General features: G+C 62.5%; 24 protein-coding genes and 2 pseudogenes. 14 read left to right on the top strand and 12 right to left on the bottom strand.

All coding sequences use genetic code 11. The annotated features are described in order from the left end of the window. Window positions 1-258 precede the first annotated feature (258 nt). The gene (locus tag QP968_RS09125) at window positions 259-438 is read right to left on the bottom strand and encodes a hypothetical protein (protein ID WP_273367998.1); all 180 of its coding nucleotides are present in this window, start codon (window positions 436-438) and stop codon (window positions 259-261) included. A gap of 45 nt (window positions 439-483) precedes the next feature. Between QP968_RS09125 and QP968_RS09120 the strand changes: the two genes are divergently transcribed. Continuing rightward, on the top strand, window positions 484-852 hold the full coding sequence (locus QP968_RS09120) for a hypothetical protein (protein WP_284856090.1): 369 nt from the start codon (window positions 484-486) through the stop codon (window positions 850-852). Here the strand turns inward: QP968_RS09120 and QP968_RS09115 are convergent. Beyond that, window positions 823-2,001 (bottom strand): IS1249 family transposase, encoded by a 1,179-nt coding sequence (locus tag QP968_RS09115; protein WP_284856089.1) that lies wholly within the window; start codon window positions 1,999-2,001, stop codon window positions 823-825. The genes QP968_RS09120 and QP968_RS09115 overlap by 30 nt on opposite strands. 404 nt (window positions 2,002-2,405) lie before the next feature. On the opposite strand from QP968_RS09115, the gene QP968_RS09110 reads away from it, so the two are divergent. The 5 genes and pseudogenes from QP968_RS09110 (at window position 2,406) to QP968_RS09090 (ending at window position 7,591) form a co-directional block, all read left to right on the top strand. Beyond that, window positions 2,406-4,094 carry an ABC transporter ATP-binding protein gene (locus QP968_RS09110; RefSeq protein ID WP_284856087.1) on the top strand — a complete coding sequence of 563 codons (1,689 nt, stop codon included), beginning with the start codon at window positions 2,406-2,408 and terminating at the stop codon, window positions 4,092-4,094. Beyond that, complete coding sequence (locus QP968_RS09105) at window positions 4,091-5,785, top strand: ABC transporter ATP-binding protein (protein ID WP_284856086.1); 1,695 nt, start codon at window positions 4,091-4,093, stop codon at window positions 5,783-5,785. The genes QP968_RS09110 and QP968_RS09105 overlap by 4 nt, the downstream gene beginning before the upstream one ends. A gap of 536 nt (window positions 5,786-6,321) precedes the next feature. Further along, window positions 6,322-7,122: a YwiC-like family protein gene (locus QP968_RS09100; protein ID WP_502870932.1), complete on the top strand. Its 801-nt coding sequence runs from the start codon at window positions 6,322-6,324 to the stop codon at window positions 7,120-7,122. Window positions 7,123-7,211: 89 nt separating this feature from the next. Then, a pseudogene (locus QP968_RS09095) lies at window positions 7,212-7,340 on the top strand (NUDIX domain-containing protein); the annotation flags it as partial. Between the two features lie 89 nt (window positions 7,341-7,429). Beyond that, window positions 7,430-7,591, top strand: coding sequence for a hypothetical protein (locus QP968_RS09090; protein ID WP_284856094.1), 162 nt, complete (start codon window positions 7,430-7,432; stop codon window positions 7,589-7,591). Here the strand turns inward: QP968_RS09090 and QP968_RS09085 are convergent. The 4 genes from QP968_RS09085 to QP968_RS09070 form a co-directional block, all read right to left on the bottom strand. Further along, complete coding sequence (locus QP968_RS09085; protein ID WP_284856084.1) at window positions 7,572-7,991, bottom strand: YbaN family protein; 420 nt, start codon at window positions 7,989-7,991, stop codon at window positions 7,572-7,574. The two genes, QP968_RS09090 and QP968_RS09085, sit on opposite strands and share 20 nt — an antisense overlap. Window positions 7,992-8,258: 267 nt before the next feature. Next, window positions 8,259-8,735: a response regulator gene (locus tag QP968_RS09080; RefSeq protein WP_102724514.1), complete on the bottom strand. Its 477-nt coding sequence runs from the start codon at window positions 8,733-8,735 to the stop codon at window positions 8,259-8,261. Then, window positions 8,732-10,591: a sensor histidine kinase gene (locus QP968_RS09075; RefSeq protein WP_284856083.1), complete on the bottom strand. Its 1,860-nt coding sequence runs from the start codon at window positions 10,589-10,591 to the stop codon at window positions 8,732-8,734. Before QP968_RS09075 ends, QP968_RS09080 begins: the two co-directional genes overlap by 4 nt. A gap of 54 nt (window positions 10,592-10,645) precedes the next feature. Then, on the bottom strand, window positions 10,646-12,106 hold the full coding sequence (locus tag QP968_RS09070) for an SLC13 family permease (RefSeq protein WP_284856082.1): 1,461 nt from the start codon (window positions 12,104-12,106) through the stop codon (window positions 10,646-10,648). A 241-nt stretch (window positions 12,107-12,347) separates the two neighbouring features. Here QP968_RS09070 and QP968_RS09065 point away from each other — a divergent pair, with 241 nt between their 5' ends. After that, window positions 12,348-12,815, top strand: coding sequence for a hypothetical protein (locus QP968_RS09065; RefSeq protein ID WP_284856081.1), 468 nt, complete (start codon window positions 12,348-12,350; stop codon window positions 12,813-12,815). Here the strand turns inward: QP968_RS09065 and QP968_RS09060 are convergent. Next, window positions 12,812-13,018: a hypothetical protein gene (locus QP968_RS09060; RefSeq protein ID WP_284856080.1), complete on the bottom strand. Its 207-nt coding sequence runs from the start codon at window positions 13,016-13,018 to the stop codon at window positions 12,812-12,814. The genes QP968_RS09065 and QP968_RS09060 overlap by 4 nt on opposite strands. A 222-nt stretch (window positions 13,019-13,240) precedes the next feature. Here QP968_RS09060 and QP968_RS09055 point away from each other — a divergent pair, with 222 nt between their 5' ends. After that, the gene (locus tag QP968_RS09055) at window positions 13,241-13,978 is read left to right on the top strand and encodes a type I restriction-modification system subunit M N-terminal domain-containing protein (protein ID WP_284856079.1); all 738 of its coding nucleotides are present in this window, start codon (window positions 13,241-13,243) and stop codon (window positions 13,976-13,978) included. A gap of 269 nt (window positions 13,979-14,247) precedes the next feature. On the opposite strand, the gene QP968_RS09050 is transcribed toward QP968_RS09055, so the two are convergent. Then, on the bottom strand, window positions 14,248-14,859 hold the full coding sequence (locus QP968_RS09050) for a DUF4062 domain-containing protein (RefSeq protein WP_198531366.1): 612 nt from the start codon (window positions 14,857-14,859) through the stop codon (window positions 14,248-14,250). Here QP968_RS09050 and QP968_RS09045 point away from each other — a divergent pair. Then, the gene (locus tag QP968_RS09045) at window positions 14,858-15,163 is read left to right on the top strand and encodes a hypothetical protein (protein WP_049157405.1); all 306 of its coding nucleotides are present in this window, start codon (window positions 14,858-14,860) and stop codon (window positions 15,161-15,163) included. The two genes, QP968_RS09050 and QP968_RS09045, sit on opposite strands and share 2 nt — an antisense overlap. On the opposite strand, the gene QP968_RS09040 is transcribed toward QP968_RS09045, so the two are convergent. Then, window positions 15,160-15,336: a hypothetical protein gene (locus QP968_RS09040; RefSeq protein ID WP_244268670.1), complete on the bottom strand. Its 177-nt coding sequence runs from the start codon at window positions 15,334-15,336 to the stop codon at window positions 15,160-15,162. The two genes, QP968_RS09045 and QP968_RS09040, sit on opposite strands and share 4 nt — an antisense overlap. A gap of 331 nt (window positions 15,337-15,667) precedes the next feature. Then, on the bottom strand, window positions 15,668-16,066 hold the full coding sequence (locus QP968_RS09035) for a DMT family transporter (RefSeq protein ID WP_284856078.1): 399 nt from the start codon (window positions 16,064-16,066) through the stop codon (window positions 15,668-15,670). A 56-nt stretch (window positions 16,067-16,122) separates the two neighbouring features. Here QP968_RS09035 and QP968_RS09030 point away from each other — a divergent pair. The 5 genes and pseudogenes from QP968_RS09030 (at window position 16,123) to QP968_RS09010 (ending at window position 23,326) form a co-directional block, all read left to right on the top strand. Further along, window positions 16,123-16,520 (top strand): annotated as a pseudogene (locus QP968_RS09030) (arsenate reductase ArsC). Window positions 16,521-16,603: 83 nt separating this feature from the next. Further along, entirely contained in the window at window positions 16,604-19,150 is a 2,547-nt protein-coding gene (locus QP968_RS09025; protein WP_284856077.1) for an ABC transporter ATP-binding protein/permease, read from the top strand. Then, window positions 19,147-20,880 carry an ABC transporter ATP-binding protein gene (locus tag QP968_RS09020; RefSeq protein ID WP_284856076.1) on the top strand — a complete coding sequence of 578 codons (1,734 nt, stop codon included), beginning with the start codon at window positions 19,147-19,149 and terminating at the stop codon, window positions 20,878-20,880. The genes QP968_RS09025 and QP968_RS09020 overlap by 4 nt, the downstream gene beginning before the upstream one ends. Window positions 20,881-21,659: 779 nt before the next feature. Further along, window positions 21,660-22,085, top strand: coding sequence for a GmrSD restriction endonuclease domain-containing protein (locus tag QP968_RS09015; protein WP_284856075.1), 426 nt, complete (start codon window positions 21,660-21,662; stop codon window positions 22,083-22,085). 15 nt (window positions 22,086-22,100) lie between these two features. Next, window positions 22,101-23,326 (top strand): IS3 family transposase gene (locus QP968_RS09010; protein ID WP_284856074.1). Its coding sequence is split into 2 segments (ribosomal slippage): window positions 22,101-22,377 and window positions 22,377-23,326, totalling 1,227 coding nucleotides; the frame shifts between segments, so codons are not numbered across the junction. 25 nt (window positions 23,327-23,351) lie between these two features. Here the strand turns inward: QP968_RS09010 and QP968_RS11290 are convergent. Both QP968_RS11290 and metK read right to left on the bottom strand, forming a co-directional pair. Next, on the bottom strand, window positions 23,352-23,495 hold the full coding sequence (locus tag QP968_RS11290) for an HNH endonuclease (RefSeq protein ID WP_350309336.1): 144 nt from the start codon (window positions 23,493-23,495) through the stop codon (window positions 23,352-23,354). Between the two features lie 389 nt (window positions 23,496-23,884). Then, entirely contained in the window at window positions 23,885-25,051 is a 1,167-nt protein-coding gene (metK, locus tag QP968_RS09005; RefSeq protein ID WP_284856073.1) for a methionine adenosyltransferase, read from the bottom strand. Window positions 25,052-25,140: the final 89 nt, after the last annotated feature.

Genomic DNA, 25,140 nt, shown 5'->3' with positions numbered 1-25,140 from the left:
AACTGCGGTGTTACTCGATACTCACCATCGCGTTACCCGATACTCACCACGGTGTTACTAAATGCACGCGCGCAACACCCCGGATTCACACTCATCCTTGAGTTACCTGAATCTGAACCCAGGACGCTTCAAAAAACACCGCTCTAATTCTTCGATTTTCGCTGAATTAGAGCGGTTTTAGCGCTGTCGCTGGACACTGACCCTGGCGACATCCTGTTAGGCCGCTACAGGGCCATACAGGGCAGGGGAGACCCCCATCTACGGCTTGCCGCCGTCGGGGGACTCCTTGTCACCGTCGGGAGACTCCTTGCCACCGTCGTGGTCGCGCTGTTGCTCCTGCTGGCGGCGCTTAGCGATGCGTTCCAGCGCGCGACGCAGTACTGCAGCGCTTTCCTCCTGAGTACGGTCGATGACGATCTCGCGGTACCGTTGCTTCATCTCTGGGTTGCTGTCAATCTCGACCCGCAAAAAGTCCTGATCAACATGCGAAATCTCCTGCAACGACTGCGTTGCTTCCTCGATGATGATCTTCGCTTCCTGCTCTGCTTCCTCGCGCGTTACTGCAGCGTCACGTGTGGCCTCATCATGTTCTTCACTGCCGAATTCTTCGGCAAGGTCAAGCAGCTCATCTGCCTGAGCTTCAGCGAGACCCAGCGTCTGCTCAGCTTCTTTGCGTGCGTCACTGCGGATCTGCTCGGCTTCTTGCTCGGCCTTTTCGCGTGCTTCGCTGCGGAGCTGTTCAGCTTCCTGCTCTACACGCTTGAGCTTGGCTTCGGCGGGTTAAACGACAAAATGTGTGTCTGGCTCCGGCGTGTCGTGGGGTTAGATGTGGCCTTTTTGGATGCCGATTGAGTGTGTGTAGTTGGTGTCGATAGCGTTGTCGTAGAGGGCTGGTCGTCCGGTTTCGTGATCGGCTTGGTTCTCGTTGTGGGTCAGGGGTGTAACTTTGGCGAGTTGGTCCTGGCCCCAGTTGGACTGCCTGGCGATCTCAACGGGGTCGTCAGGCAGCTCCGTTTTTAAGTAGAGCCACCAATCCAGCATGCGGCGTTGATGCTCACCGGATCTGCCGCGGTGGGTGCGGGCAAGCAGTTTGAGCTGGGCGTTGATGCCGCCTTCCAGGCTGTTGGTGGTGGATTTGATCCGGCTGACATCGAGGACACCGTCAGGTGGGTCGAGATAGACAAATAACAGCTGGTTGCGCCACAGGTGGTTGAGGCTGTTGTAGGCCTTGCGGGTGCGTTCATGCGTCCATGACCAGGTGCGTTGCCGTGTCGCCGGGTCGGTTGTGAACGTTTTCTGGTTCATCCAGTCGCGGTAGATAGTGCCGTATTCGTGCAGCTGCGCACCCCACACGGCCGCTTCGTCAAGATCGGTGATCTTCGTGAGGTTGAGCGCAAGCTGGTAAATCGCTCGTCCTGCATCGGTGCGTGGGCGTGAGGTGGTGTGCCGGCGCACCACGCGTTGGGCGTGAACGAGGCAGCGCTGCACTTTCGTTGCAGGCCAGCATGTCTTGATTGCGCTGGCAGCGCCTTGGCCGCCGTCGATGACAGCGATCAGGGGCGCGGGGATACGTTCGAGGAGCCGTTGGTAGTCGCGGGTGGTCTCACGTGTGCACCAGTGCCAAGCGATGACGTGATCCAAGGTGGCGGCAACAATCAAGCATCCGCCGGCGGTGTAGGTGCCGTCGATGAACACCTGGTCGTAGACGCGGCCTTCGTGTCCGATCGTGGGATCGGGGACATCAACTAGCCAGAAGTGTTCAAACCGGCGTTGCAGAGTACGCGGATGACACCCTGCTTCAGCGGCAGCGGTTTCCAAGCTCGCACCGGTTGTGAGGTGGGTGATAAATGCTGCGAAGGCTGCGGAGTTGGTGATATCGGGGCGCTGCTTGGTGGTGGAAGCACCGCAGATTTTGCACCGCCACCGGGTGCGGTTGGCGGAGGTCTTACCGTTGCGTTTCATCTCGCCGCCGCAGTGGCAGCGTGGTTTGTTCTTCGGCATTGATCAAGCCAACACCAGCCCCTACCACACGCTGCTATCCCACCCCGGTATTTCGCCGCCCCGGGGCGGATATAAGCTCCAGGAGCATATATTTTCCGGATTACCCCTGATCAACCCAAACAAATCGACGAATCCGGACACACTTTTTGTCGTTTAACCCCCCCAATGGTGTGCTGGTTTTGCGCGATCTCGGTTTCAGCAATGTCTATCAAACGTACGAGACGGGACTTGATCCAAATGCTAGGTAAGGCTAACCTAACGCAAGAATGATTGCTATCGTCTGAGAGGACAACACTGTGCCGCTTGTGACTGACGAACCCACCACAGCGACCAACGAGTCGGCGAGTCGGCCGACAGGGGGCGACACGAACGCGGGGAACCCCGTTTGGCGCATCCTCCGGCCGGTGTCCGTCCCTATCGCTGTCGCACTGTTGCTGCAAATTCTCGGCAGCTTGGCCAGTGCCATTCCGCTGCGGGCGATGACCCGGATTGTCGATGGACTCACCCGCGGAACGGACGCCGTGTGGCCAGCGGTCTGGTGGTTCATCGGTGGACTCGGTGGCGCACTAGCCCTCGGGTCGCTGGCGCTGCTCCTCACCCATCTGGTCGACCTGCGGGTACAGGCCGGTTTGCGCGAGCAGCTGGCCGACAAGCTGAGCCGACTCCCACTGGGATGGTTTGATCAGAGCTCCTCCGGACGCGTCCGCCGCATCGTCCAAGATGATGTCGCGACCCTCCACCACCTCGTCGCCCACGCGCTGGTCGAGATCACCGCAGCGGTTCTGACACCGGTGGTCGGCGTCATCGTCGCACTGACGATCGACTGGCGGCTCGGCCTGTGCTGCATGATCGGCCCGGTGGCATACATGGTCCTGTTCTCGGTGCTCGCGCCCGGAGACATGCGCACTGTCATGGCCCGGATCGCCGAGGCGCTCTCCGAGGTCTCTGCCGCGGTGATCGAATTCGTCGACGGCATCGCAGTGCTGCGTATTTTCGGGGCGGCGGAGACCGGCTCGATACGCTTCACCCGGGCGTCTGACGACTTCACCTCGGAGTTCCGCACGCTCGTCACGCCTCAGATGCGTGCCCATGCCGTCGCGCTCACCGCCCTTGGGTTGCCGGTCGTCGCGCTGACTGTTGTCGGCCCCGGAGCTGCCATGGTTGCCGCCGGGTGGAGCGAGGTCGCCGACGTCGTTGTAGTCACCATGATCGCGCTCTCACTGCCCGCCACGCTGCTCACGGTCGGAGCCGGGCAACAACACGTCAGCGACGGACAAGAAGCTGCCGCTCGAATCGTCGCTCTCCTCGACGAGCCTGAACTTCCTGTGCCCCAACACCCCCACGAACCCGCCGGGTCTGACGTCACGATCGAGGGCGTCACCTTCGGCTACACACCCGACCAGCCTGTGCTGCACGGAGTGTCGCTCGTTGCTCGGGAAGGCTCGGTTACCGCGCTGGTCGGGGCCTCTGGCTCGGGCAAGTCGACCCTCGCCTCCCTCATCGCCCGCTTCCGTGATGTGGACACCGGTACGATCCGCATCGGCGACGTCGACGTACGCGACATCGATCCGCATGTGCTCCATCAACACGTCGGCATCCTGCTGCAGAGCCCGAGCCTGCCCGCCATGAGCATTCGCGACAACATCGCACTCGGACGTCCGGACGCGACCGACGAAGACATCCAGCACGTCGCCTCCCAAGCGGCGATCGACGCGCGAATCCGCGAACTGCCCCGCGGCTACGACAGCGTCGTCGGAGAGGACGCGCGGCTCTCCGGTGGTGAGACCCAGCGCGTGGCCATCGCCCGGGCCATCCTCGCCGACCCCCGCGTGCTCATACTCGACGAGGCCACCTCCGCGGTCGACCCTGAAAACGAGGCCGCGATCGGGCAGGCCCTCGCCGAACTGACCCGTGGACGCACGGTCATCATGATCGCCCACCGCCTTGGCACGATCACCCATGCAGACCAGATCGTCGTCCTCGACCAAGGGCGAATCGTCGAGCAAGGCGATCACGAATCCCTGCTCGCCGCCGATGGGCACTACGCCGCGCTATGGCGTAACCAGACCGCCGTCACGGGAGGTGCTCGATGATTGCGCAGATTGAACGGATCGCTGGCCAAGAAGGACGCTCAACACTCCGGCGATTCACAGCCGTGGCTGTGGCAGCCGGAATCGCACAGGGCCTGTCACTGGCCTGCCTTGTCCCAGTACTGGCCCACCTGGCCCAGGGGGATTTCAGCTCGGCACTCTGGTGGTTGATCGCAATGGTGGTCGGCGCCGGCGTCCATGCCCTACTCACGGTGTGGGTCACGCGCGGGAGCGTCGATTTGACCATGTCTCTGATGTCGTCGATGCATCGCCAACTGGCTCGGCAGCTCATGCGTCTGCCGATGGGGTGGTTCGATGGCGGGTCCGCAGCCAACGCCTCACGGCTCTCGGTCCGCGGCACAATGTTCGTCGCCACCGCGATCGGTGACGTGCTTGCTCCGCTGGTCGGTTACGTGGCGACTCCGTTGACTCTAGTGCTCGTGACCTTCTTCCTTGACTGGCAGCTGGGACTCTCGCTCGCCGTCGGGGTACCGCTCGTGTATGCCTCGACCGTGCTGGCTCGCTCCTGGAGTGCCCGGGCCGACGCCCGACTCACCGCCGCGGAACAACGCACCGATGCCGCGCTGCTCGACCTGGCCAAGCACCAGACGGCGCTGCGCGGGGCGCGAGTGGCGGGTTCTGGTTATGCACCACTGGCATCTTCACTTGACCGCCAACGTCGCCTCGGTATGTCGGCCCAGCTGGCCTCCGCCGCATCGATGATCGTCCAGAGCGTCGTGGTACAGACGGTCTTTGGCGCTGTGGTCACCGTGGCCGTATGGCGCGGTCTCGGCGGTGCGGACCCGCTCGTGATGATCGGTCTCATGCTCATCGTCACCCAGGTGGTCGGTCCCCTCCGCACGCTTTCCGAACTTGGTACGGCGCTGCGCCGCATGGATCGTGAACTCGACCAGGTGGTCGATTTGCTCGACGAGCCGGGGCTACCGGAACCCGAGCAGCCCGTCTCAGCACCGACGCGTCCGCCGGAGATTGCGATTGACGCAGTGCGCTTCGGCTACGAAGACGCGATGGTGTTTGACGGTCTCGATCTGACTGTTGCGCCGGGATCGATCACGGCCATCGTCGGGCCATCCGGGTCGGGCAAGACCACGCTCACCCGCTTGATCGCCCGCTTCTATGACGTGGATGCAGGGGCCGTGCGGTTCGACAGCGTAGATGTTCGTGACATGGCCAGTGCCGATGTCCTCGGGGCGACGTCGTTGGTGTTCCAAGACGTTTATCTCCTCGATGACACCTTGCGCGCGAACGTGCTGCTCGGCCGCCCCGAGGCTACGGATGCCGAGGTGGACGCCGCTGCGAAGCTCGCGCGGGTCGATGAGATCGTCGGTCGTCTGCCTGAGGGCTGGGCGACCCGCGTCGGTGAGGGCGGCAGACTGCTCTCGGGCGGCGAACGGCAGCGCGTTTCGGTGGCCCGCGCCGTGTTGAAGCGGGCGCCGGTGCTGCTGGTGGATGAGGGGACTTCATCGCTCGACGCGTCCGCCGCCGTCGCTGTGCAGGAGGCAATTCGCGAACTCGCCGGGTCGGCGACAGTGCTGGTGATCGCACATCAGGAGCACACGGTGGCCGCTGCCGATCAGGTCGTCATGCTCGATGGCGGACGCGTGGCCGCAGCGGGGATACACGAGGATTTGCTGGCTTCGTCGCAGGCGTATGCCCGGCTGTGGGCGCGATAGCCGCATCCGTGACAAGTGGGCATCCACGGGTTGAGAGAACGACTGTTGGACTGTCCGGCTGCCGACGAGTTTTACGCTCTGCGGCAGTTCGGCGGCAACGAGTGACCGAAGCGGTCAGGAGATCATGACTCGACGATGGATCGGGGCTGCGTGGCCTGTTGGGCCGCAGGCAGGCGGTAGCGTTCCTAGTCCCTCCGGTCGCACGAGCTACAGGAATCGCGCAGCGCCGACTCAGGAGTAGTCTGCAAGAACGCGCTGGTTTGACGCTATCAACGGTCATCATGCCACCGTGCGGAATGATCCACTGCGCTCGAGTGTGTCCGAACGGGAAGCCGATGCACACCACGGCGTCGGGGCTGTAGGTGTTGATCTGCTCCAGAACTGCGTCACGGCTTGCCTCCGCATCAGAAGGAAGCGGTAGCCAGGATCCGGGAGGGATTCGAACCCCACGATCGAGGCAAGCGGATCTCCGCGTGCGGCACGGAAAAGACCACGCCAATTGCCCATCACGGATTCGCATCAGTAGGGTGAAAAACATGTCGAAGAGCCAGGTACAACGTAGCGTGCCTCGTAACCCCCGCACACGCCGACGCTCACCCGGTTGGGTGCCCGACCAACACGGCGCCTGGTTCATGGTCACCGTCCCCGCTATCACTGGCGTCATCCTGGCACCGTCGTGGACTGCGATTCCCCTGTTGCTGACCTGGTGGCTCGGCTATTTCACGTTTTTCGCCGGCAGCGTCTGGATCCGCTCGCGCTTCCGCGAACGCAACCGGCCCCCGGTCCTTGTCTACGGGTCGCTCGCCGCCATCGCGGGTGTGACAACGCTGATCTTCGACTGGCGGCTTCTCATGTGGGTCCCGGCGTTCGCGCCGTTGGTGGCCATAGCCGTATTCGAGGCATGGAAGCGGCGTCCGAGGTCGCTGTTGTCGGGCGTCTCCACTGTCGTAGCAGCCTGCCTCATCCTGCCGGTGGCCGCGTGGGCCGGGGGAGGCCTGGATGCGGAGGCGTGGGCCGCATTTGCCGTGTACCTGGCGTACTTCGTCGGCACTGTGCCCTACGTGAAGACGCTTATCCGTGAACGCGGCTCCAGGCCCTGGTTCATCGGGTCGGTGGGCTATCACGTCGTCGTGTTTGGCGCCGCCGTCGTCGCCGTGCTCGGCACCGGCGGGCATCCGTTCCACCCAGCGATCATCGTCGTGGCCGTCGTGTTGCTCGCGCGGGCGACGCTGATGCCGATCACCGGCGCACGTCGTGAGAAGCCATGGACGCCGAAGATCGTCGGACTTCTCGACGCCGTCATCACGGTGCTGGTGGTCATCGTGGTGCTGCTCTGAGGCGCCCCATTCGCTGCAGCGTCACTTTGGTGAGCAAATGATAGCGCTACCGGCCGCAATATTGTGTTTGCTCTGTGTCCTTGGAGTGAGGGGGGTGGGGACCCATCTCCGGGATTTGCGAACCGGGTGAGGAGATTACGGCGACCGCACTGCGCGAGGTCAAAGAAGAGATTGGTCTTGATGGCCGCATCGAAGCGCTTCTCGGCGTGGGGCAGGTGGCCTCTGCGGCGCGACGACCAGCGCGGCGAGCGCCACAGGATCCTCCGCCAGTAACGCCGCAGGTCAGCAGGGGTAGTGTGGTGGCTTCATGGGCGCCCCTATGTCGCAGGGCCGCCGCGAGGATGACAAGAAGCAGCGCCCGAAAGCGGTCACCAGTGCGGTTGAGAGAGAGGGCAACATCCACGCCCTGCTTGGCGACGCCCCCTTGGTCAACCCCGGCGTCATCGGCTTCAATGTGCGTGGTCGGTAGGCAGGCCAGCGCGCTGGTGTAGTTCGGTGGCGCGCTCGGGGCGTGGCCGCAGCCGCCAGATGTGCGCGCTCACCCCGGCACCGATCCCGACGAGCAGCAATGCCACCGGCCACAGCCCGACCACCACAATCACCACCCATATGGAGGCGCCCATCCCCAACCAGAGTAGCCCCACAATCCGCAGCTTCTGCGCCCGCGTCAGCTGTCCTGAGTAGTAATCAATAATGAACGGCCCGAACGTGTCATGGCGCAGCAGGTAGCGCTCCATCCTCGGCGAACTCCGCGTGAAGCACATCAGCGCAAGCAGCAGAAACGGCGTCGTGGGCAGGATCGGCAGCCACACGCCGGCCGCGCCCAGGGCGAGCGCCACCAGTCCCACAATCATGTACACGTATCGCATCGTTGCCACATTCTAGCCGCAACATCCAACAATAGTTGTATGACTGCCTGCACTATCTTGTACGCCTCGTTCTACGGATCTACCAAGGAATACGCGGATGAGCTTGCAAAACGCCTCGGTACCACCGCCGAGCCAATCCCCGACGCCGACTTCAACCCCGAAGGCCCCATCGTGGTCCTCGTCCCCCATCCATGGCCCGAACAACCCCGGCGCCAGCTTTATCGGCAAGCTTCCTACCCCACTTTTCGGAGCCCGCACCGAGCGCCTCTAGCGACGGCGAACGAGGTCCATCGCGCGCGTCGCGTCGAGGACATCGAGGTAGGGCAGGGGATCGATGTCCATGTCCTCGACGTAGTCGGTGAGCATGGTGCGCACCACCTGGTGTAGCTCGTCGACGTTCCACGGCTTGGCAATGTAGTGGTCCAGGTTGGCCTCGTTGACCGCGCGTACCGTGTCGTGCAGCTGCGCCTGGCCGGTGACCAGGACTTTGCGGGTGGCGGCGGTGCGGTCGTCGTCCATCATCTGGACTAGGAACTCCACGCCGGTGGTGCCGGGCATGCGGTGGTCGCAGAGTGCGAGGGCGAGCACGTCGCCGTCTTCGGTGAGCTCGTCGATCACCTCCCAGGCTTCCTCCACGTCGGAGGCGACCTCCACGCGGATGTGCTCGGCAAAGGGCAGCAAGTCGCGCTCAACGGCGGCGCGGACTTCCGCCTCGTCCTCGAGGATAAGGATGGCAAGGTTCATGGTGTGTCTCCTTCGTCGTGTGCGTGCGGGCCGTCAATGGGAAGGCCCACGGTGGCGCAGGTGCCATTTGTTGAAGAGGTCAGTTCGATCGTGCCGTGATGCGCGCTGACGATGCCGCGGCAGATGCTCAGGCCGATACCCATGCCGAAGCGGACCTCCCCATTTTTCGTGGTGAAGCGTGGCTCGAAGAGCTTGTCGATGCGCTCGAGCGGGATGCCGGGGCCGTCGTCAATGACCTCCACGCGCACCCACCCGGGCTTCGGGGCACTCGTACGGATGGTGATGGTGGAGCCTTTACCGGACTCCTCGATCGCTTCGGCGGCGTTGGAGATCAGGTTCGTCCACACCTGCGCGATCTGCCCGGGCGTACACGTCACGTGCGGCAGTTCGGCAAAATCCCGTTTGACCTCCACACCGCGCAGTTTGTGGGCGATCAGCTGCAGCGTGTCCTCGATGCTTTGGTGCAGGTCCACGTCGGTGACCGGGTCGCCGTCGGGCCGCGCGTATGCGCGTAGCGAGGCCACCAGCTGCGTAATGCGGGTCGATGCGGTGGAGAGGTTGCGCAGGGCAGTGCCTATCGACGCCGCGTGCTCCACCGTCTCGTACTCCAGCTTTCGATTCGCGCGCACCTGCTTGGCAAACTCCACGTCGTGCAAGCCGGCGAGTACCCAGCGCTGGGCGAGCGCCCGATCGCCGGTGACCTCGGTCAGTTCGCGCCGCAGCGCGCGTGCCTCCTTTGTGCTTACCGCGTGCGAGCTGCGCGCTGCCTCCAGCGCGTGGCTGGTCGCGTCTCGCCACCTGCGGTTGGGGCTGGACGCGATCAGGCCTTCGACGTCTTCGGCGAGGTGCGCTGCGGTGCGCTCGATCGCCGCCATCGGGTTGTTCAGCTCGTGGGCAACGCCTGCGGCGAGTTCGCCGAGGGAGGCGAAGCGCGCCTGGCTCATCAGCTCGCGGCGCGCTGCTTCCAGGTTGTGCAGTGCCGTGGTCAAGCGTGCGCGCTCGTCTTCGAGTTGCGCGGTGAGTTCGTGCTGCTCGATCTGGATGTCCTCGGCGCGGCGCAGGCGGCGGTCGTAGGAGCGCACGAAGAGGATATTGAACAGGCGCGCAAGCTCCGGCTCCTGGCGGATGAGGTAGTCCACCTGCTCGGTGGGCAGCTGGACTGCGACGACCTCGGTGGTGGTACGCGCGGTAAAGAAGCCGACCCGGTTGCTCGCCAGGGCGAGTAGTCCGATGACGTGGCCGGTGGAGGCGTGGTGCATGACGATATCGCCGGCGTCGGTAAAGCGCTGCAAAAGCACCTGGCCGGAAAGAGCGAAGATGACCTCCTCGACGTAGTGGCCCTCCTTGGTCAGGTAGACCCCCGGCGGGAAAGTCAGGCGCGGCTGGTAGCCCAGGTGCATGTCGGCGGCCTTGATGATGCGGCTGATGATCTCCTGGTCGGTCAGCCTTACGTCCAGTTCGGTGACCTCTGGCAGGGCGAAGGTGCCAGCGATAGAGGGGTCGTGCTTGCCGCGCATGTACCAGTAGCGGTTGAGCTGCTGCTGGATGTTGTGCAGGAGTGCTTCTGCCTTGATCGCCGGGGTGAACACGAGCATGTCGAGCCGTCCCATGTCCGTAAGTGCATCCAGGCCCGCGATCTCTGGCGCGGTGGTCAGCACCATGACGCGGGTGTACTCGAAACCGGGCTCGGAGATCAGCTCCAGCAACGGGTGGTCGGGCGCCAAGCCGTCCTCGTGGACGGTGACGGTGACAAGCGCGAGCGGGTCGCCGTCGAGAAGCGAGCGTAGGTGCTCGACATTATCGGCGGCGAGGATGTCATGCGTGGCGCCCAGTGCCTCGTTGACCACCTGCTGCACGTCACGGGTGGCCTGGGACTTTCCTACGATAGAGAGGGTGGAACGGGGCAGCACCTAGCTCACCAGCCCCATCAGCTGCCAAACGGAAGGCAGAGCAAAGATCAACAGCAGCGTGGCCACGGTACCGACCACGAGTCCGACTAGCGCCATCTGCGGAATGGAGATCTCCTTGGTGGCGTAAGCAATCGCGTTCGGCGGAGTGGAGATTGGCAGCGACATTCCCAGCGAGCAGGCGATCGCCACCACCGCAGCAACCACGAGCGGGTCGATGCCGTCGAGGGAGAGCGCCAGCGAGACCGCCAGTGGGACCAGCAGGTTGGCGGCCGCAGAGTGCGAGATGACGTTCGCCATGCCGAAGCCGATTAAGCCCAGCACGGCGAGGATCGCCAGCGCACCCATGACCTCCCAGCTGACCGAACCGACGAGCCACTCGTCCAGGCCGCTCGCACCCACGCCCGTGCCGAGCGCGATACCACCGGAGACGAGCCACAGCACCGGCCAGTCAAGTGCCTGGACGTCCTTGCCCCTCATCACCTGCAGGCACAACAGTGCCACGACGGGGATGAAGCCGACGGTGTTGGAGGAGATGCCGTGGAGCGGCTCGCTCATCCACAACAGGATGGTCAGACCTGCCACGGCGTAGAAGAGTTTCGCGTCGGTGGCGGTGTTCCACTTCGAGCGCATCTCGATGGAGATGCGGGTCTCAGCGGGGATGAAAACGAGACAGAGAAATACCCAGGCAAAGGCGAGGACAACCAGCATGAAAGGCACCGCCATGAGCATCCAATCGACGAAGGACACACGGATGCCGTGCTCGGCGAGCGCACCGATCGCGATCGCGTTCGGGGGTGTGCCCACCGGGGTGCCGATGCCACCCACGTTGGCAGCGAGCGGGATCGACAGCGCCACGCCGGCGCGCGCTTTGCCCGCGGGCAGCGTCTTGAGAATCGGGATGACGACCGCGAACATCGTCGCTGTGGTGGCCGTGTTCGACATGAACATGCTGAGCACGGCGGTAATCAGCATGAGCCCCAGCACGGTCAGGCGCGCCTTGTCCGGGAAGGGGCGCAGCATGATCGCTGCGAGGTTGCGGTCGAGCCCGAACTTCTCCGCCCCGTGTGCGATCATGAACCCGCCGAGGAAGAGGATGATGACTGGGTGGGCCAGCGCAGAGAAATACGCGGATGCAGGAAGCAGCTGGTCTGCTAGTGCTGGGTCTCCACCGGTGGGGTCGACTAGCGCGCCGTCGGAGAGTAAGAGAACCTCCAGCAGGATGACCAACACCGCCGTGGCCGTGAGCGGCACGGGCTCGAGCACCCAGAAGACGATGGCGAGTAGGAAGATTGACAGCATCCGATGCCCGGGGGTGGGCAGGTCCGGGATCTGGATGAAGAAGGGGATGAGGAAGCAGGCCACGCCCAAGAGCAGGCCCACCAGCTGCTTTTTGCTGAGCTGGGGGCCTTTGCTCGCGAGCGCTGGCGGACGTTGTTTCGAGCGGCGTTGTGTCTCCACCATGTGTCGAATTCTACCCGCTACAACCAGGGATTACGTGGTTTGGAAGGAGTTCTCTACGGCGTCCGCACGCAGGTAGACCTGTGAGCCTTTGCCTCTCAGAAAGGTTCGAGTGTTGCAATCAAGAAAGCGAGAGCTCTCAGCGATGCTCTCCACTTGCACTGATGTAGAGATATGACAGGCGCTGCCCACCGAGACAGTTGTGCTTGCGAAAGTAGTGGGTTTCCTCCGTAGAATGTGGCGCATGAACTTCCGGAATGTTCAACTCAACTCCGTCGCGGCGCTTGTCCTCAGTCTGTTAGGCGTGGCGTTCTTTGCCCTGGGGCGGGTTTTGTTTGGGGTGGGCGGATGGATGGTGCTCTTCTCCGTTCCAGTTGGGGCGATCGCGGCGCTTTTGCTTCTTGGCCTGTGGTTCATCCCCGTGCGCAACGTGGAGAAAGGCATAGAGTCAGGGCCGTATAAGACCTTCGGGTGTCGCGAATCCTGGGCCTTCATCGCGGTGACGGTGTTTCTCTTTCTAGCTGGCTTCTTTATGGTCGATGGTGGTGACACCGAGGACAGCGTGAAATCCGTCTTCACCCTGCTTGTTGGGCGGCAGGCGACAGAGCTTTCTGCGTTGTTGTGTTGGCTCTGTCTCCTTGGGGCGATTGTGTCCTACATCGTGGGCGTTGTTGTGTCGGTGAAGGGACGCAAGAGCGGGGCTGCAGTTTAAGCAAACATTCCTTCACCGACGAAGCCGTTCTCACCCACACCAGGTGGGATGAGGTAGGTGCCGGTTTTGGTGGTCTTGAGGTATTCAAGAAGCAATTCGTCGCGTGAGATGGATCGGTGCATGGGGACGAAGGCGAACCAGAACATGGCCTGCTTGCCTTTGGTCAGTGCCCTGCCCGTTTTGGATTCGAGGATGGTGCGCATTATGCCGCCCTTGTTGATCAATGACAGGACTACGCCAGTGACCACGCCCACCCCAAGGGAAACGTGTTCACGTGTACAACAGAGGGGAGAGGGTTGTGTTTGGGTTAGCAGCACTGCGCCGCAAATGTCCCGCTCATGTGGTGAAACGCCAGAGTTTACTGCCCTGGAAAGTGTGCTTCTTGTGGGACAATCAGGCGTCTACAGATTCACAAGGAAGCAACGATGACTGACACTTCAGAGATCCTCGATTCGATCACGCCAAAGCAAACCGCCAAGGTCAATAGCCTGAACGCTGCCATTTGGCAGACTGCCGACGATTACTTGCGTTTAATTGTCCCAGCCGAGAATTACGGTGACTACATCATTCCGTTTACCGTCCTCCGCCGTCTCGAAGGCCGATTGGAGTCGACGAAGAAGGACGTTTTAGATCTTGTTCACCGAGAGAACGTGAAGGGGACAGATCCTTCGATCGTGAACCTGAAGATCGAGAGCATGTTCAAGCTCCGATTTTGGAACACCTCGGAACTCTCACTTGAGCGCTTGGCTACTTCCGACGACACCTTAAAGGAAGGGTTGGAACAGTATCTCAGGGCGTTCTCCGCGAATATTCAAGAGATCTGGAAAGCGTTCGAGTTTGAGAAACTCATCGACTTCCTCGACCGCAATAACCAACTCTGGAATGTGGTGAACCACTTCGCGTCCATCGACATGTCTGACGAGGCGCTTCAGGATCAGACGATGGGCGACATCTTTGAGAACTTGATGTATCGCTCGTTCGCCCGAAAGGCGAAAGACGCCGGTGAGTTCTATACCCCGCGCGACGCGATTCGTCTGATGACGTCCATCCTGTTCACCTCGGACGACGCGGAACTGGAAGAGGACGGCATCATCCGATCCGTCTACGAAACTTTCATGCCACGACGGATACAAACGCGCGCGAACTACGATTTAGCTGCCTGACTGGTTCACCGACGTAACCTCGCGCTTCATTGGACGTCGAAAGTCTTCGACTGTTTTTCATTATCTTCGACCCAGTGAACGGTTAGCTTTGTGCCTGCGGTGCCCATCGAATACGAGACTGGCACTTTCCAGATGACCCCAGGTTCCAGCGTGATTGGCTGATCATCCACAAGGAGTCTCATAAGGCCCGATGCGGCTTGGCCTTCGAAGGTCACCGCTTCAGCAGCGAGATCACCAGTATTGGTAACCTCAAACCAGTGTTTCGTTTCCTATTTGATCTTGCCGCGCTTGTCAATTTCCTTTTCGTGTCGCTCGCTCTTTGACTCGACGCGGAAGCGGACGCCGAGCGGCTCATGGCGCACCCCGACCACGGAGAGATCGATTTTGACTAGGTCATGCTCGACGGCAGCCCAGACTTGGTTCTCCAGTTGGCGGATGTCATCGAATTCTCCGAGCAGTCCCCGCTCCTTGATTTCATTCTTGAAATTTCGGAGACCCTCGAGTTGCGCAGTATCGACGTCATGAGGCAGTGGGGCTCTTGAGAAAAACAGGTGTACCGGTTTCCCGCTGTTTACTGCTCGCTCAATCTCTTCAACTGTTCCCGACACTGCATCTGGTGTTGGTGAGCCGAGTCGGCTGCCGAAGAGCGCGACCACGATGTCGGCTCCGTCGACTCCCTGGGTGTTGATGATCTCCTGAGAGTGACCTCCGAGCAGCGGTACAGAATTGGTCTCCCACCGCCACGGCAGTAAGACTACATTCCGAGTCGTCGCGTGGAGTCGATTCCATGAGTGCAGAGCGCCCTCGACTGCATCTCGGGCATCGGGTACGTCGGATGGGGAGGCGACGAGAACGCGCAGAACGGTTGCCGGAAAGCTCATGACTTTATTCAACGTGTCTAACTGCCCGGGTGACGAGAGGAGAGTCCTAGGACCACTAGGAACTGGTCGCGATTGTCTGTTCGCTGCCGTCGCGGCGCAGGCCCTGTCGCGCGCGGCCAAGGCGGGCGATACCTCTCCCGGGGCCGTGACGGCGGCGATCAAGACGACGGCCGAGTGGCTACACAATACGCCGGCGATCGCGCGCGATTCCTATATCAATCCGCGGGTGATCGAGCTGTTTGAAAAGGGCACGGTCATCTCGGGTAAGGCGACCGACGCGAAGGTGCGGGCCCTGCTGACCTAGGCTTCGTCGCTCTCCGGCCACGTGATGGGCGTGGGCGACACATCGCGGGCGGCGAAGCGCTCCGAGCCGATTCCGGCGGCGACGACGAGCACGATGCCAAGGACCTGGATTGGCAGCGGTACTTGGGCGAGGACGATCGCGCCGATAAGCACGCTGATCGCGGGCTCCAGCACATGAGGGTGCCGAAGGCGGCCGGGGCCATGGCACGCAGCGCGACGATTTCGAAGGCGAGAGGGATGACCGGCATCAGGAGTGCGAGCCCGAGCGCCGTGGCGATGACCGGCAGGGACAGGTACGGCAGCGCCTCGGGTAGCCCGATGGGCGCGTAGGCGATGGCGACGATCGGGATGGTGTAGGCGAGGGCGCTGATGCCGGAAAACCGATCACCGACGCGTTGGGTTAAGACGATATACAGCGCCCACCCGAGCCCGGAGCCGAGGGCGAACAGGATGCCGACGACGTCGACGTTACCGATCCAGGGCCGGGTCAGTAAGACGACGCCGATCATGGCGAGGGCGGGATAGGAAAGGGCGCGCCGCGAGGTGCTTGTGAGCGCGGCAAGGACGAGTGGGCCGAGGAATTCCAGAGCCACGGCGGTGCCGAGTTAGATGCGCTGGATTGCGGCAAAAAGAAGAAAGTTAGCGAGCCGGTGGTGACGCCGAGGGCGGTGACGAGACCGGCGTCACGCCAGGTCATACCGCGCAGGCGCAGGCGCGCGATTGCCAGGATGAGGACGGCGCCGGCGGCCACGCGCAGCCAGGCAGCCCCGCGCGGCCCGACGTCGTTGATCAAGCCAACGGCGAAGGCTCCCGAGAGTTGGACCGAAAGCATGGCAAGGACGGCGAGTAGCCCGGGCGGCACCTCGGCCGCCCGGGCTTGCTGCTTGTCGCGCCATAGGCTCACCCTTCCAGGCTAAACCTTGCCTTGGCCATTGCCCACGCCTGCGGTTCAATGGGGCTATGACCCGACCCACGATCATGTTTGTGTGCGTTCACAATGCAGGCCGCTCCCAGATGGCGGCGGCTTTTGCCAAGACGCTGTCCGGCGGACGCATTGAGGTCCGCTCCGCGGGCTCCGCCCCCGCTGATTCGATCAACCCCGTGGTACGAGAGGCGATGGCGGAGGTCGGGATCGATCTGGCCGCGGCGCGCCCGAGGGTGCTGGTGGCTGAGGACGTGCAATCCTCCGACGTCGTCATCACGATGGGCTGCGGCGATGCGTGTCCGTTTTTCCCGGCACGCGCTATGAGGATTGGCAGCTGGCCGATCCGGCTGGGCAGGACCTTGCCACCGTGCGCGTGATCCGCGACGAGATTCAGGCTCGGGTGCGCGAGCTGGTGGCGAGCCTGCAGCCCTAGGCGCCGCGCCGACGCATTTGACCCCGCCCTCGACTTAGGTTAGGGTCACCTTAATTTGTGGCGCGGCGCAGGAGGGAATGCACATGGCGAAACGGGGTTTTGAGGGCGTGCTGACGCGCGGATTTGGAGCGCGCGACCACAGCGCAACAGTCACGGCCGTGACCTACCTCGCCCCGCATTTCGTGCGAATCCACCTGGTGAGTGCAAGTCTGCTTGCCGAGGTCGTTCTCGCGCCCACGGCCTGGCTGCGGTTCTGGTTCCCCGATCCGGACGGCAGCGACCAGGAACATCAGCGCGGCTACACCATCGTCGAGGCCGACCCGGATACCGGTGAGTTCGCGATCGACGTGGTGCTGCACGAACCTGCCGGGCCGGCCTCCAGCTGGGCAAGCCAGGCACAGCCGGGCGATACCATCGCGGTCACTACGCTCGGCTCGACGGGTTTCGTCCTGCCCGAGGAACTACCCGACGGATACCTCGTCATTGGTGATGCCGCGTCGCTGCCCGCCATCAATTCAATCCTCGAGGTGCTTCCATCCGAGCTGCCGGTCGAACTGTACCTGGAAGAGCACACGCTCGATGACCACATGCTGGAAATCCGCACGCATCCGCGCGCGCGAGTGCATTGGGTGCCGCGCGTCGATGAGGCGAGCCTGGCGACGGGACTGGCTGCGCGGGACTGGTCGAACTGGAGCGCGTGGGTGGCGTGTGAGTCCGACAGCTTGAAATATGTGCGTCGCCGCCTGATGAACGATTTTGGCTTCCCGAAGTCCGAAATCCAAGCCCGCGCCTACTGGTGTTATGGGCGGGCATTCGGCAAAAAACGCCCCAAGGATCTGCCCGAGGCTGCCGCCGCGCAGGTACCTGCGGCCGGCGAGGCTGCGCCTATCAGCGGGACGTGGCGGGCTGAGGCCGGTCGGCGCCTGCTCGCCCCGCTGCGCACAACCTTCATCCTGGCGGCGATCGTGCAAGCGCTGGCCACACTCGCGCAGCTGGCCCCCTACGTCCTGCTCGTCGAACTCGCCCGGCTGCTGCTCGTCGGCGCCGGCACCGACGCGCTCATCCGCCTGGGCTGGTGGGCCGGCCTGGTCCTTATCGCGGGCGCGCTACTCACGACCGGGCTGATGACCTGGCTGCACATCGTCGATGCGCGCGTCAGTCAGGACCTGCGCACCCGACTGCTGATGACGCTCGGACGCGTGCCCCTCGGGTTTTTCGATACCCGCAGCGCGGCGCACATCAAGCAGCTGGTGCACGATGATCCGCTGGCGATGCACTACCTCATCACGCATGCGGTGCCCGATGCGGTCGGCGCCATCGTCGCGCCTGTGGCCGTCTTGGGCTACCTGTTCGTGATCGACTGGCGGGTGGCGCTCACCCTGCTGCTGCCGGTGCTCGCCTACCTGATCGGCATGTACATCATGATGACGCAGTCGGGCCCGCGCGTAGTGCAGGCGCCGCAGTGGCGCCAGCAGATGGCCAGCGCTGCTGACGCCTACCTGCAGGGGCAAGCCGTCGTGCGCGTCTTCGGGGGTGCAGCCGCCGCGCCCTTCACCCGGAGCCTGCGAGACTACCTCGATTTCCTGCGATCCTGGCAGCAGCCGCTCAGCGGCCGCAAAACCTTCATCGATCTGGTCACGCGCCCCGCGACGTTCCTGTTCCTCAGCTGCGTGGTGGGCACCGCGCTCATCACCGCGGGCATGATGGATCCGATCTCGCTGCTGCCCTTCCTCTTTCTTGGCACGACGTTCGGTGCGCGGCTACTGGGCGTCGGCTACGGTCTGCAGGCGCTGCGCGACGGTATGCTCGCGGCACGCCGGATCCAGGTCATGCTCGACCAGGAGCAGCTGTCCACGCTGCCTGAGGTCGAGCATGCGGCGAGCGCGCCGAGGCCCGCTGGTCTCGTCGAGTTCGATGATGTGAGCTTTGGCTACGACGCGTCTACCCCCGTGCTGTCGGGCGTCTCGCTGCGCCTGGCGCCCGGTACCATCACTGCGCTCGTGGGCCCGTCCGGTGCGGGTAAATCCACCCTGGCGAGCCTGCTTGCCCGGTTCTACGACGTGACCGACGGCGCAATCCGCATCGGCGGCCACGATCTTCGTACGCTCGAGGCATCACAGCTGTATTCGCGGGTTGGCTTCGTCTTCCAGAATCCGCAACTGGTGCGCGCCAGCGCCCACGAGAACATCGCGCTCGCTCGCCCGGATGCCAGTCGGCACGAGGTGGAGCAGGCTGCCCGCGCCGCTCACATTCACGAGCGCATCCTCGCCCTACCGGACGGCTATGACACGATCCTGGGCGCTGACATCGCCCTATCCGGCGGTGAACGCCAGCGCATCACCATCGCCCGTGCGCTGCTGGCCGACTGTCCAATCCTCGTGCTGGACGAGGCGACGGCATTTTCCGACCCCGAATCCGAATACCTCGTCCAGCAGGCGGTCAGCCGCCTGACCGCCGGACGCACCGTGCTGCTCATCGCTCACCGCCTGCACACCATCACTGGCGTCGATACCATCGTTGTGCTCGATGGCGGCCAGATCATCGAGCAGGGTCGGCACGAGGAACTGCTCGCACGCGGCGGTCGCTACGCCGAACTCTGGGCAGCCGCCGAGACGAAGGCCACCTCATGATCCGCACGCTCATTAACCTGCTGCCACCGGCCCAGCGCCGCCATATCACCCCCTACCTGGCGCTCACGGCGCTAAGTATCGCGCTACGCGCCGCAGCGGCGCTCGCCCTCATTCCGCTCATCTCGGCCCTGTTCAGCTCGCAGCCGGGTGATGCCTGGCGCCCTCTGGCCATGATCGCGATCGCTACGGCGCTTGGCTGGGGGTGCGATAGCGCCGCGGCCCGCCACGCCTACGCTGTTGGCTTCGTGCTGCTGGATCACGCTCAGCACACCGTCGCCGAGCGCATCACCACCATCCGATTGCAGTGGCTGACCGGCGATAACCTGGCCACCACGCGTCAGGCGGTCGCTGCCACCGGTCCCGAACTCGTCGGGTTGATCGCCTACCTGGTGACGCCGCTGCTGAACGCCCTTATTCTTCCGGCCGCGATCGGCATCGGCCTGCTGTGGTTTTCTCCGACGCTCGGCGCTGCAGCGCTGGCGTTCCTGCCGCTGCTGCTTGGCGCCCTCGTCCTCTCGATGCGCCTGGCGCGCAGCGCCGACGCCGCCGCGGATCGCGCCCACGCCCAGCTGTCCGAGCGCCTCCTGGAGTTCGCCCGCACCCAGCAGGCGTTGCGCTCCGCCCGCCGCGTCGATACCGAGAGCAGCCATGTCGGCCAGGCACTTGCCGCGCGCACTCATGCGATGAGTCGACTGCTCGCCTACCGCGCGCCCGAACAGCTGGTTTTCACTCTGCTGACCCAGCTCGCCCTCATTGCGCTCAGCGCCCTCGCGGTCAGCCGCGCCGTCACCGGCGAGGTTTCCCCCGCCGCCGCGATCGCGCTCATCGTCGTCATCGTCCGTTTCTTGGAGCCCCTGGCGCTCGTGGCCGATATCACCGCCGGCTTGCAACTGACCACGAACGCACTGCGCACCATCCACACCGTGCTTGCCGCACCGCGCGAGCACCCCGGAACCGCGACACCAACCTTCTCAACCGCTCCCCAGATCGAGGTCGCCGACGTCACCTTCGGTTATGACGCCACGCGCGAGCGCCCCGTGCTTGACGGCCTGAACCTCACCTTCCAGCCGGGCACCACAACCGCGATCGTCGGGCCTTCTGGCTCGGGCAAATCCACCCTGCTGTTCCTGCTGGCCGGGCTCCACCAGCCCACCTCCGGAAGCATCCGTATCCAGGGCACGGACCTCGCCGAGCTCACTCCCGCCGCCCGCCGCGCCCTCATCGCCGTCATCTTCCAAGACCCGTACCTGTTTGACGGCACACTGCTGGACAACATCTCCATCGGTAATCCCCACGCCACCGGCGAGCAGATCGAGCGCGCCACCGCACTCGCGCGCGTGGATGCCGTTGCCGCGCAACTCACCGACGGCATGGCCACAATGGTCGGCGACGGTGGCACGCTGCTATCGGGCGGGCAGCGCCAGCGCGTCTCGATCGCCCGCGCCCTGCTCAGCTGCGCCCCCGTGCTGCTAGTCGATGAGGCCACCAGCGCGCTCGATACCGAAAACGAACGCGCCGTCGCCGCTGCCCTGAGCTCGGAGACCACGCCCCGCACCCGCATCATCGTCGCGCACCGCCTGTCCTCCATCCGCCAGGCCGACCGCGTCATCTTCTTCGATGCCGGCCGCGTCATCGAGGACGGCAGCATCGAGGACCTGCTCGCCCTTGATGGCCGCTTCGCCGCATACTGGCGCCAGCAGCAGGCCGCCAGCGCTTGGCGCGTGCGCTAGTGCTCCCGCCAAGCCCTACGGTAGATTCAACGCCATAGCCTACGTGACCCAGCTCACCGCCGGGTTGAAAGGATGGCATCAAGAAACGCTGTGCAGCAATGGCTCTGGTTTTTGCAGCTACGCTCGCCGGTTGTGGCGACGAGACCGCACCTGAGAGTTAGGCCTCGCCTGCCACGAGATCACCCCCCGACCACCTCAGCTCCTTCCATCAGCGCAAAGCTCAGTGTTGACAGCACGGATAAGCCCCTGACATCTGCCGCGTGCGCCACGATCGACGGGGAATCAACGGTGTCATTCGAAACACCGGACCAGCCGCAGTCGTTGCTCACCGTCAAGGTTGCCGATGGCGCCGTCAAGGATGTGATATGGCAAGCCGGCAACACCCTGCACTCCTGGGGAGGCGACTACTTTGGACGTGACCCGCTCGTGAGTGTTGACGCAGACCGCTGGCGGATCGAGGCCTCCGTGCGTGAAATCAGCGGCGACGGTGCGGCCGAACTCAAGGCTATGGAAATCCAAGCGGAGATCGACTGCACGTCTGACGAGAGCCATCATCGCGACGACCCGTATCAGTCGGTAGCCAACGGCCAGTACGCACCGAGCCCTGAGCGCAAAGCTCAGCTCGAGCCACTCGATGCTCTATTCGCCAAGACTCAAAGCGAGGTGATAATCGACGGGCAGGCAGCGACCGTCACGAAAACGTCATGTGACCCCAGCTTCGTCGCTAAAACCAATGTGAGGGCCGATCTTGAGATCGGCGGAGAATCAGCATCCCTATCGTGGGACTTCACCGATCCCGCCGTGCCAAAAGCCGTGGAGTTGCGTCTAACGGGCAACCAGCTTGGCTGGCAGCACGAAAAAACGTCCTACCCGCACACCGGGTCGAGGGCAAAGCCCACGCACTGCGCGGCACGGTCTATTCCGATGACCTGTCCAAAACCAGCACCATCGAGCCCGTCATTTTCTGCGAAGCAAAAGTATGGACACATCGTCTTGGGAACCTACTGCTGCTCAATCGCCGGAAAAACTCCAGTGCTTGCAATTATGACTTCGATGTTAAGAAGGAGAGGTACTTCAAGTCGGGGAAAGGCGTGGCGGTGCTCGCACTCACCACGCAGGTACTTGGAGAACCGGTGTGGACTCCGAGTGTTATCGAGCGACGTCAGAAAGTGAAGCGTCCTGAGTTTGGTTCCGATCGTTTCTAGAGAAAGATTGGGATCATGCCAAGGAAGTACAGTGATGAGTTCAAGGCCAAGGCGGTGCGTCTGGCTGAGGAACTTGTTGAGCTTGAAGGGTGCTCGAAGTGGGGTGCGGCGGTTGAGATCGGTGACAAGGTCGGCGTCTCCGCGCACACGCTTAATAATTGGTTGAAGCCTTCAGGGCCGTCACACGGCGTCGAGGGCAGCTCCGGCGAGTTAGCAGACGATGAGCTGAAGCGTCTGCGGCGAGAGAATAAAGAGCTGCGCAGGGCGAACGAGATTTTAAAGACCGCGTCGGCTTTTTTCGCAGCGGAACTCGACCGTCCCACCAGAAGATGATCGAATACATCGATACGTATCGCGATCGCTTCGGGGTCGAGGCCATCTGTCGCACCTTGAGGCAGACAGAGTGTGGGTTTATCACTTCTCGTGGTTATCGGGCAGCGAAGACACGAGCCCCGTCAGCCAGGAGTCTTACGGATGCGCTGCTTATTCCCGAACTCGTGAAGGTCTACGAGGACAACTTCAGCGTTTACGGGGTGCGCAAGATGTGGAAGGCCATGCAGCGCGCTGGCTGGGACATCGGTCGTGATCAGACCGCCCGGTTGATGAAACTCGCCGGCATCCAAGGCCGAAGAAGAGGCCGCACACCGACTACAACACTTCGAGCCGACGTGCCGGATTGTCGCCCTGATCTGGTCAATCGTGACTTCACTGCGTGCGCACCGCACCGGTTGTGGGTCGCTGACATCACCTACGTGCGCACCCTGTCTGGGTTTGCTTATACCGCGTTCATCACCGATGTGTATTCCCGCAAGATTGTCGGTGTCGCGACCCGGGCGAGTATGCGCACCGATGAACTGCCTTTGGAGGCGTTTGAGCACGCGCTGTATCACGCCGGTGATCTTCGCGCTGAGGGTCTTGTCCACCATAGTGATCGTGGCTCGCAGTATGTGTCCATCCGCTACGGTGAGGCACTCGCTGAAGCTGGGATCGATCCGTCCGTTGGCACTGTCGGTGACTCCTACGACAACGCGTTGGCTGAAACGGTCAACGGTCTGTACAAAACGGAGTTGATTTATCCCCACCGGCCGTGGACGTCGGTTGGGGAGGTCGAAATCGCGACCCTTCGATGGGTGTACTGGTGGAACAACCAGCGGCTCCACGAATCCCTGGGATATATCACTCCACAAGAAATGGAGGACGCCTACTATCAACAATCAGACGCTCAGTCGCTGGGCGTTTAGTAAGCGGAACGGAACCCAGGACGCTTCAATATGTCTGCTTTTCCACCTTTGGGTGGCACGAGCGGCACAAAACTGCAAGGTTGCGCAGTTGAGCTGTGCCGCCTTGTTTAACAGGAATAATGTGGTGCACGGTTAGGCTTTCGCGAGATCCGCATCGTGCGCATGACATATCCTCACGAAGACGCTTGCTCAATAACTGCCACTCGTAGTCGTAGGGCTTGAATGTTCGCTTCTTCTGGGCATTCGAACGAAGCGTTGCGATTAGCTTGGATCTTTTGCACTCGTCGTAACTAGCCCAATGCTCACGTGTCGTTGTACCGATTCGTGCTTTTGTTTCAGGCGAATGGTAGTTATCGCCTAGCCGTTCTTTCCTTCTCTTAAGACCAGCACTGACTTTCGCCCGAAATTTAGAGTCTCGATTTTTCATTTGAAGATTCTATCGAGTCTTTTGCCACTCGTTTTGGCAGGGAACTGAGCGAAAGAAGTGCTGAGGAACTCGCCCCTGTTGATAACTGCGGTGCCCTGAAACTCCACAGGTTTCACAAACGAAGTCGACCCTCACCACGTATCTCCTTTCACGATCCGACGCAACTGTGTCGCCCAGTCCCAGGTACGCTCCCACTGAGCGGTAAGGTCACCGAAATGCCCATACGCTGAATAATCCGAAAAGCGCGTATGTGTGCCGAGCTTCAATGCTTCGATAATTCCTGCCGGACGCAAGGGGAATACGTCGCGGCAAGCCTGCTCAATCAATGCTTCGGCATAAGCGCCAGTGCCGGGCGTATCTACGGCGAACGCGACAGAGTCTGCTTTACCTATCGCGTAGGAGATGGTGACGTGGCATTGCTCAGCTAGGCCTGCATCCACCACAGACTTGGCGATCAGCCGGGCCATGTATGCACCAGAGCGGTCGACCTTGGAGTGGTCTTTACCCGAGAACGCCCCGCCACCATGGGGTGCAAGCCCGCCGTAGGTATCGACCATGAGCTTTCGGCCAGTCAGCCCAGTGTCTGCGGCAGGGCCACCCTCGACGAAACGCCCTGAAGGGTTGATCAGGATTTCGGTGTGTTCGTCGATTTCGATCTCGCGACACGCCGCCGAGATAACCAGCGAAATCAGACGCTGGTTGAAATCCTCCACGTTAATGCCTGGCTTGTGCTGGACCGAGACCACAATCGTGGCGATACGTTTAGGGGTTTCGCCGTCATACTCAACAGTGACCTGGGCTTTCCCGTCCGGGCCGAGCTCTGGAATCTTGCCGTCTGTGAATGCTTGATCGAGACGCTTGCAGATCCGGTGAGCATAAACCAGTGGCAACGGGAGTCGTTCTTCGCTCTCGGCTGTGGCGTAGCCGTAGACGGTGCCTTGATCGCCAGCACCAACCATTACGTGAGAACTCGTATCACCGTGGCGTGCTTCTAAAGATTTATCGACCCCGCCAGCAATATCGCTCGATTGGCAGTGAATTTTGGCGCGGATGCGGAACCGGCGCGGATCATAACCCACATGCTCAAGCGCTGCGCGTACCAGCATCGGAATCTCAAGCTTTGCCTTGCAGGTGATCTCGCCAGCGACATAGATGCGTGCTTTGGTTGCCATCACTTCGACAGCCACTCTGGCGGCAGGGTCTTCGTAGAGGGCACGATCCAAAATGCAGTCGGCGATGTAGTCGCACAGCTTGTCCGGGTGCCCGGCGCGCACGCTTTCAGCGGTTTTCAACGACATATACAACTCGCTTTCATAAATTGATATGGGGTGGGAATAAAAAAGTGAGCGCCAGCTGTGCGGGCGCTCACTAAGACGATGATTGAGAA

Source organism: Corynebacterium sp. MSK041, assembly GCF_030232265.1.
In the GTDB taxonomy this organism is placed as follows: Bacteria; Actinomycetota; Actinomycetes; order Mycobacteriales; family Mycobacteriaceae; genus Corynebacterium.
The sequence above is the reverse complement of the archived record's forward strand: the minus strand, read 5'-3'. Positions and strand labels throughout refer to the sequence as shown.